At 36.8% G+C, this 9711-nt stretch carries 4 protein-coding genes; 3 read left to right on the top strand and 1 reads right to left on the bottom strand.

Annotated features, from left to right (window positions below; all coding sequences use genetic code 11):
• Window positions 1-107 precede the first annotated feature (107 nt).
• The 3 genes from AC1WHX_RS07825 to AC1WHX_RS07815 all read left to right on the top strand — a co-directional run bounded on the left by AC1WHX_RS07825 (window position 108) and on the right by AC1WHX_RS07815 (window position 5603).
• Complete coding sequence (locus AC1WHX_RS07825) at window positions 108-659, top strand: DUF3575 domain-containing protein (protein ID WP_022390132.1); 552 nt, start codon at window positions 108-110, stop codon at window positions 657-659.
• Between the two features lie 62 nt (window positions 660-721).
• Window positions 722-2722, top strand: coding sequence for a carboxypeptidase-like regulatory domain-containing protein (locus AC1WHX_RS07820; RefSeq protein ID WP_122337562.1), 2001 nt, complete (start codon window positions 722-724; stop codon window positions 2720-2722).
• Between the two features lie 37 nt (window positions 2723-2759).
• Window positions 2760-5603 carry a hypothetical protein gene (locus tag AC1WHX_RS07815; RefSeq protein ID WP_122337563.1) on the top strand — a complete coding sequence of 948 codons (2844 nt, stop codon included), beginning with the start codon at window positions 2760-2762 and terminating at the stop codon, window positions 5601-5603.
• A gap of 65 nt (window positions 5604-5668) precedes the next feature.
• Here the strand turns inward: AC1WHX_RS07815 and AC1WHX_RS07810 are convergent, their stop codons facing one another.
• Entirely contained in the window at window positions 5669-9709 is a 4041-nt protein-coding gene (locus AC1WHX_RS07810) for a hybrid sensor histidine kinase/response regulator transcription factor (RefSeq protein ID WP_481229105.1), read from the bottom strand.
• Between the last annotated feature and the right edge of the window lie 2 nt (window positions 9710-9711).

The raw sequence follows: 9711 nt of genomic DNA, 5'->3' as shown, positions 1-9711 counted from the left end.
ATGTATTTTTGCCATGATTTTTTGACAATAAGTTACTAAAATAAAAAGATAATTTATTGTCGTGTGTATAGTTTTAGGTGTGAAATTCTTTATTTAAATTTATTTCTTTGAAAGCGAAAATTGTACATTGCCGTAAAATTTGTTTTATTTTACTTTGTTTGTTTTCAATCAATGGATATGCACAAAAATTGGCGTTGAAGACCAATTTAGTACAATGGGCGACTGTTTCTCCGAATTTAGGTGCTGAATTTGTATTAAGTAATCATTTATCGTTAGATCTTTCAGCTTCATTTAACGTTTGGTTTCCCGGTTCATCTTTAGATTTGAAGCATGTTTTAGTACAACCTGAATTAAGGTATTGGTTCGGTAGACCTATGTCCCGGCACTATTTAGGAGCTACAGCTTTTTATACCAGCTACGATGCATTGCTGAAACGTAAATACTATTACGGAGACGCTGTCGCTGCAGGTGTGACATACGGTTATGCAGTAGTGATCAATAAACATTGGAATTTTGAAGCATCGGTAGGGATAGGAGCTCTTCGTTACCGTCAATATAAATATCCTAATACAGAACCTCGACCTTTATCTGTCAATGATAGGGGATGGGCGCTTGTCCCTGTGAAGTTAGCTCTCTCTTTTGTTTATATACTGCGCTGATTTTATATATTTTGTGTTGATAATACAGTGTATTTGTGGTAAAATATAATTAAGTGTACACGATGAAAAGTTTTATACAGATATGTTTTTTATCTGCTTTGATCTTCCTACTTTCGGGAGTTGATATTATTGCTCAAAATTTACGTGTGGCAGGAGTTGTCAGGGGCAATAATGAAGAGCGTTTGGCGGGGGTTACTATTATAAATAAAGAAACGAAAAAGGTGGTCGGTTTGACGGATGAAGATGGTAAGTATTCTGTTATTGTACCGGTAAACGGCATTTTGAATTTTACATGCCTTGGATATGACGGGCAAGATATAAAGGTAAAAGGACGCCAGATAATTGATGTTGTTTTGGTTTCTACTGCGGTAAAAATACAAGAAGTTTCGGTCGTTGCAAAAATTAAGAATAAGGTTATTTTCGAGCCTTCCGAGATCGAGGTTGTCGGAAATTATTTTCATTTAAGAACTCGTTTTAAAGTACCTGCGGAGATGTTCTCCAGCAATACCCGACTTATCGTTCAACCGACATTATATAATATTACTCGTAAAAAGGGTGTTTTGTTAAAACCTGTGGTGACAGATGGGCGAGAATATACGCTTACGCAGGAACGTATGTATGAGTTTGATCTGAAAAACGATCCTTTAGAGCCTTATATACGTAAGAGTGAAATGACTAAGAACGGAGAATTGGTTGCATATCATGATTCTGCCTATATCGAAAATCTTAAAGAAGATTTTCGTGCCGATATTCGATTGTCTCTTGAAAATTATAACCGGATTTTATTTACGGATAGTTTTCAGATAGCTCGGGGACTTGTTAATCCTTTACGTTTTTTTGAATATAAATTGAAAGCGAAGGACATTACGGATGAACGCTATTTCCCGAAACCCGAATTACAGTTGCGTAATGACAGAGGGGAAGTAGAACTTTCCTTTTTACCCGGTAAGGCGGATATCAATGATAGAGATCCGAAAAATGCATCGGAATTGGCAAAATTGAGGGAACGGTTGTCTTCTATAGAAACTAATCCGGATGCAAAATTGCAGACTTTTTCTATCTTGGGTGTTTCTTCTCCGGAAGGGCCTCATGATAAAAACCTTGTTTTGGCTAAAAAACGTATGGATTTGGCAGTAAATCGTATTTTATCGCATTTGAATAAAGAGACTCTGGATTTTTTGAAAATTCAGACAGGTTCGAAGGTTGAAACTTGGCAGACTGCAATCGAAATGATGAGACGAGATTCTCTTTTCGGGCAGGCTCAAGATTTACAAAATATCGTAAATAAATATCCCGATAGTCCGGATAAACAATGGCGGGCAATAATCAGACTCCCTTATTATAGAAGTGTAATCGTACCGCACTATTTGCCTTTAATGAGACGGGTAGAGTATAATTTTGATTATTCGATATATCGTTTTCTCACAGATGCAGAGATCAAAGAACTTTATCTTAAAGATTATAAGCAGTTGTCACGTCATGAATTTTGGCGGATGTTTGAAATCGCTGAGTCGGATGAAGAGAAAGAAACGATTTATAAACAAGCTCTTGAAGTTTATCCTAAATTTATGTTAGCGGCGAATAATCTTTCGGCTCTTTATATAAATCAAGGTAGACCCGATGATTCTATTTTAGAATCATTTATTAGTAAAGATGCTCCTGAAGAGGTCTTAACCAATCAGGCTGTAGCATTGTTGAGCAATTGGAAATATGAAAAAGCTGATTCTGTCGTTTCTTTGATTCCAGACGGAGTTTCTTCGGAATATTTAAAGTCTGTAACTCGTGCGTTAAACGGCAATTATGAAGAAGCACTGGCAACTTTCGGACAAGAAGGTGGCATTAACGAGGTGGTGTTGTTATTAGCATTGAAACGTAATGACGAGGCTTGGGAAAAGGCTCAGAATTTACCTGAAACAGCCCGATCAGAGTATGTTAAGGCAATAGCGGCCAATCGGTTAGATAAAGTAATGGATGCGATCAATCACATAGAAAAGGCTTTTGAATTAGATCCGTCCTTAAGAGATGTGGCCAAAGTGGATGCGGATGTGATGGATTTATTGTGATAAAGAACGTAAATAAAAGATTGAAAGTAATATTGCTATGTCATCATCGAGATATTTCTGGTTGTTTGTTCTGAGTCTGTTTTTTGTATCAGGATTTACTCAAGCTCAGATTAATGGATTGGATTATACTTTGCAGAAGCGACGTAAAGCCGAGAAGTTCGAGTCCGGACGTTTTTCTGACCATATGTTCATATCAGGAGGTTTAGGGGCTAATATGAAGCTGAGTCGTGAAGCTTCCGGTATATATGTCGGTCCTTTGGCTTCTTTTTATGTTGGCAAATGGTTTACTCCGGTTATAGGTTCTCGTGTAGGATTAGATGCCAGTTATATGTCTGTTAATAATGGATTTACTGGGAATAAAGCTGGAATTATCGGCGTTAATTGGGATTATCTTATGAATTTGAGCGCATTTGCCAATCGATATAATCCGGATCGATTATTTGAACTGGTCGGTATTTTGGGTATTAGTTACCATAATGCGTTTCGTCATGCAAGTTATCGCCATGTGTGGGGACTAAGTGGCGGGTTTCAAGGTAAGTTCAATTTATCACCTTTGGTAGATTTGTTTATCGAGCCGGAGTTGTCAATCTATCGAGATAATATTGATGATAGGTCTTCATGGCGTAAATATGATCTTTTCGGATCTGTAATGCTTGGGGTTTCATATAAGATGATCCCTGTCGAGAAACGTGTTACGACAGCATTTTTTCGTCCTTTCCGAAATAATATGTTTATATCCGGAGGGGTAGGTACTCGTGCATTGATTTCGAGACAAATGTTTTCTAATGGTATTTTCGACTTTTTTGGCCCATCTGCGCAAGTTGCAATAGGAGGATGGATAACTCCGGTTTCCGGAATTCGTTTTTCAGCAGATGGAGGTTTCTCAGATTGGAAAGCTCCTGTGAACGGAGTGCATTATCGATTAAAGACTGTTGGACTGAGAGCTGATTATTTGTTGAATTTCAATACGGCTTTCGGGGGATACAACCGGAATCGTTTATTTGAAGTTGTCGGGGTTGCAGGAATAGAAGGGATTTATGCAAAGAAAAGCATGGATAAGACGGCGATTGTTCCGGGTGCAGGAATTGGTTTACAAGGAAATCTTCGCCTGACAAAAGATATAGACTTTTACGTTGAGCCTCGTATGTCATTTTATACAAATCGCTTAGCCGGAGGGAAGACTGTGTCGAAATTGGATGCTTTAGGTTCTTTGAGTGTCGGTATAATATATAATACGGTTGAACGGGAAATCCGTAAAAACCAAGATAAATTTGCTGATAGAGTGTTTTCTGATAATATGTTTATTGCTCTTAGCGGAGGTTTAGGGAGAATAGTCTCCAGACCCAAGTTGGGACTTTCTGCTCGGCAAGCTTTAAGTGCCAGAGCGACAATATCTTTAGGAAAATGGTTTACTGCTATTTCCGGTTTGAGAGTTAATGGTACGGGGATGATAATCGGTTCGGCTTTTCCTGCAGGAAAGGCTACCCGTTACAATGCAATTATAGCAGGAGCTGATTATATGTTTAATATAACATCGGTTTTTGCCGGATATAAAGAAGATCGATTATTTAATTTGATCGCAGCTGTCGGTCCATCGGCTTTTTACCGGAATCAAAAAGTCTATCCGGCATTAGAAGCTGGTTTGCAGGCGCAATTTAATGTTACTTCTCATTGGAATCTTTTTCTCGAGCCTCATCTTCTTTGGGTTGCCGATCGGAATGCTCTTTCGGGATTATCGACATATAAAACGGTCCTTCCAACTGTGAATATCGGTGTCGGTTATACATTCCGTGGATATGACCGGGAGACCAGTTGTTCTCTGTTTGAGGGTGAAAAAGGCTTTTCTTATTTTGCTTCTGTTTCGGGCGGAATATCTACTTATGTTAATAATGAAATGTTTCGGAATATGAATGTCGGACCTATCGGCAGGATTTCTTTAGGACGTTGGTTTTCTCCTTTATCGGCATGGCGTTTGTCTTTATCGGGAGAACAAGTTGAAGATCAAAGCGGAGAGTTTACTGTACATGGAGGTTTGGATGCAGATTATATGCTGAATTTGAGTACTCTTGCTGCAGGATATAATCCGGATAGATTGTTTTCGTTAAGCGGTATTTTAGGTGCTAAGTTAGGATTGGGAGTAGCTTCCTCTTATAAAAAGATCCGTTTTATTCCGGGAATTTCTGCCGGATTGCAGGGTGCATTTCGTGTAACTCCAGCTTTAGATATATTTTTAGAGCCTCAAATTTCGACATATTTCAATCGATTTGATGGAATCAGGAATCAGGTGGTTGCCGGAGATTTGCTTTTGGGATTGACCTACAAGTTTAAAAATAGGTCGGAGCGATACTTAAATACGGAAAAGGTTGATAATTCAACGTTCGTTTCGGCTGGCGTTGGTACAGGTGTTTGGGGAAATACCGTTGTTTCCCGTACAGGAAAAGTAAAAGATAAGCTTTCTTTTAATGCAGATGTGTCGTTGGGTTATTGGTTTAATTCTATTTCCGGAGTTCGTTTGTCTTTCGGAACAAATACTTTCCGTCCTGCGGTATGGTATGATGCAGATAAGATGACAATTTTATCTTTACGTAGTGATTATTTAGTAAATCTGACTTCTTGTTTTTCGGGATATGATCCGGATCGATTATTTGATATGATAGGAATTGTGGGAGTCGGAGCTGCTTTCCCGACTAACGTTACAGATGCAAAAACGACATATACGGCGATCGTCGGTATGCAAGCTAAATTCAATATAAATCGTAGATTGAGTATATTTGTTGAACCGAGAGGTTCGTTTTTCGGAGATAAAGTCGATGGAAAAAAATGTTCTGCAAAGTTTGATGCGGCGGCTAATCTCTTGGTCGGTACGACATATTCTTTTTAGAACCGATTAGTAACCAGTCTAAATTTTCCAATAAGAAAATTTAGGCTGGCTAAAAACTCAGTATTTTATTTACTTTTCAAATGCTTTAAATATTCTGATGGGGATATTCCGAATTCTTCTTTGAAACATTGTCTGAAATAGACGGGACTATTCATTCCTACTCTAAAAGCTATTTCAGAAATCGTGTATCTGCCTTCCAACATTAGTTTTTCTGCATTTTGCATTTTTATCTTTCGTACATACTCATTTGTCGAGATTCCGGTTAAGGCTTTTATTTTCCGGTAAAGAGTAGATTTGCTCATGCATAGTTTATCTGCAAGGTAGGTAACATCTATTTTTTCTGATTTAAGATTGTCTTCGATGATTTGTGTGATCTTTTGTATAAATTCATTATCAAGTTGGTTTAGAGATTCGTGAAGTATTATACTTTTATCGGAATTGATGTTTAGGTTGTTACTGAACTGATTAGCCAGTTTTTTACGGGATTCTAATAAATTATGAATACGGCTTCTCAATAAACTCGCACTGAAAGGTTTTGTCAAATACGAGTCTGCACCGGCCAGATAACCTTCTTCTTTATTCTGTAAAGAGTCCTTTGCTGTGAGCATTATAACCGGAATATGGCTTGTGCGTACATCCCCTTTTATGATTTTACAAAAAGTGATTCCATCCATACCGGCCATCATAATATCTGTTACTATAATGTCGGGAATTTGAGAGATTGCCATACGATAACCAGCCTCACCTTCTTCTGCAGTTATGACTTCGAATGAATCGGAGAATGATTCAGATATATATTCGCATATATCGGGATTGTCTTCTACTACTAATAAAATGGGTTTTTCTCCGGAAATATTATTGTTAAGCATACTATCTTCGGCAGATTCTGTATCGTGGTTACTGTTTTGTTCTTTTTCTTCAGAGTCTGTATGAAAGGCATTCGGATATATATTGTTTATGATAAGAGAAAATCTGAAACTACTACCTTTCCCGAGAATACTTTCTGCATGTATTTCTCCTTGATGTAACTTAACAAGATTTTTTACTAAAGCCAACCCTATACCGGTACCCGATACTTGACGGTCATTCTTGGCTTGATAATATCTTTCAAAGATATGAGGTAACTCTTCGGAAGGAATGCCTTGTCCTGTATCGGAAACTCTGATTTCTGCATAATCTGTATTATTTTTTCGGATAGTATAAAGAGATATGTTGATATAACCTTTCTCCGTATATTTTATGGCATTTGAAATTAAATTGTCGAGTATTATCGTTATGATCTCTTTATCGAAATATAAGGGGAGAGGATCACTTTCGATCGCAATGTTGAATTCAATATTTTTCTTAGGATTCAGTTCTTTGTATTTGAGACCGACTTCTGTAACTAATGCAGCAAGGTTATCTTTACTTACACAAAGTTTTTTGTTTTGTGTCTCTGTTTTGCGAAATTCGAGTATTTGGTTGATTAAATTTAAAAGTCGAATGGCACTATTATGAATGATTGATATCTTTTTTTGTTGATACGGGAGCAGATCTTTATCTTCTTGCAAATCTTCCAAAGGGCCTAAAATTAAAGTTAACGGTGTGCGCAATTCGTGTGTGATGTTAGTAAAGAAACGTAACCGTTCGTTATTCAGTTCTTCTTCTTGTTCGTGATTTTTCTTTTCCAACTCATACAAAAGTTGCATATCCATTTTTTTCTTATAAAGTCTGAAAAGACAGAAAAAGATGCATCCTGCAAAAATAAGATAAAGTGTTTTTGCCCACCAAGATAACCAAATCGGTGGTGTAATATGTATCGGGAGAGTATTGATTTCCTCAGTCCATTCTTGGTTACGAATCCTGGCTTTTATTTGGAATTCATATTCTCCCGGAGGAATATTACGGAATAATACTGTATTTTCATCAACAGTGTACCATGAGTCATCAAACCCTTTTAAGCGATATGCATAGTCAACTAAATTAGCTTGGGAATGATCTTGTACACTGTATGTTAGATTAAAAGTATTTTGTTTATAAGTCAATTTTATACCTTTATTATCTTGTCCATAAAAATTTATAGTATTATTATCTTTATATGTAGATTGTCCGTCAAATACTTTTATTTCGGTAATGATAATAGGTGATACTTTACGTTTGCTTAGAACTGCGCTCGGATCAAAATAACGAGCTCCATTTATAGATCCGAAATAAATAATTCCGTTTTCGTCTTTGGCTACGGCTGCACTGGCAAAATTACCCATCGGGACTTTTTCGAAATAATTGTAATTTATAAATTGTTCGGTGTCTGCCGTGTAACAGCTTATGCCGGCATTGGTGCTAAACCAGATATTTCCTTCATTGTCTTCGGTAATTGCCCGGATGTGAGCATTATGAATGCCGTCTTGCCGGTTATAAACTTTATATTTTCGGTTTTCGTTAGCAGCAAAACAAGCTAATCCGTCTCCGGTTGCTATCCAAATTCTGTTTTTTGAATCTTTGAAAATATGATTTATACAATTGGAACAAAATCCGTTATTTTCATTGAAGTGACCGATAAGATGCATATTTTTTGTGAAAATAGACAATCCTTGTCCGAAAGTGCCGACCCATATTTGACCTTTATTATCCTGAACAATACTACGTATCATATTTTCAGGAAGAGGAGAATTTATTGTAGTATAATGATGTGTATTTTCTTGAGTTTGAGTATTGACGATGAATATTCCGGAACTAGTCCCTATCCACATGTTGTGTTCCTGGTCTTCATAAAAACAACGGGCGTCATGAGTCGTAGCTTCTTTTAAGTTGATATGGGAAAAAGTATTTTTCTCGTTGTTATAGACATCTACACCTCCCATGAATGTACCTATCCATATATTATTTTGTGAATCGCAATATTCACTTGTAACAGAATTATGGCTTAAATTTTTGTTTTCTTCGGTGTAAATGGCTGTACGATTGCCTTTTTCAAAAACATTAATTCCTCCGCCGTCAGTGCCGATCCATAATTTATTATTTTTATCAATACATAGGCTCAGTACGATTCTGTTGTTGAGGTTGTTTTTATACTCTTCGATCGGAGAATAACTATAAGTTCTAAAAAATGGAGGAATATGACCGATAAAATCAACACCTCCTCCGTAAGTCCCGATCCATACATTTTTAAAAGAGTCTTGAAATAAACATCTTACTGTCGGATTGGATAAACTGTAATTATCGCTTCCTACTGTGATATGTTCGGGGTTGATCTGGTTTTGTGATAGATAATATTGGTGTTTGATATCTATGATAAAAATTCCATTTAGCTCTGTAGCTATCCAGATTTTGTCATTATCCATTTGACGAATATCAAAAACAGCAGATATTGAAGGTATATTTGTAAATTGATTTATAGGGAAAAATTGCTCTGTTTTCGGGTCGAATAAGGCTGCACCTTTTTCAGTTCCTACCCAAATGTTATTCGAATTATCTTTGTATATGCAATTAACTCGGTTACCGGGTATGCTGTTCCTATTTTGGGGATTATGTCTGAAATTCTTTATGCTTTTGGATTTCAAAGAAATAATACTCATTCCGTGTTTTACATGCCCGATATATATATTCCCGTTTTCATCTTCTAATACAGTCCAAGTATTATTGGAGGGTAAATCGGGGAATGTGTTGGTATTGAAATGAACAAACTCTCCGGTATTTTTATTGAAATACTCTATTCCCCGATAGTAAGTACTGAGCCATAGATTCCCGTCTTTTGCAGGGGAGATGTGTGTGACATCGTTTGTAATGAGGCTGCTGGGTATCGAATCGTTATGTGAGAATACGGTTAATTCGTTTTTTTCATAATTATAAGCGTTCATTCCCGCTCGTTGAGTAGCTATCCATATAATAGGCTCTGAGGGGTCGGCATAAATACAGTTCAATTCGTTCCCACTGAGATGATTGGTATGTTTATAATAATTAATAAAACGACTGCCGTCAAATTTATTTAGACCTTCTTCGGTAGCAAACCATAAAAATCCGTCTTTATCTTGAGTAATATTTACGACATAGTTGTTTGATAGACCTTGTTCTATTCCCAATTGTTTGACATAATGGTTTTGGGAATATAAGAAAGTGGAAATAATAATAC

This window comes from Coprobacter sp. (assembly GCF_982436375.1).
This window is presented reverse-complemented; position numbering and strand designations above follow the sequence as displayed.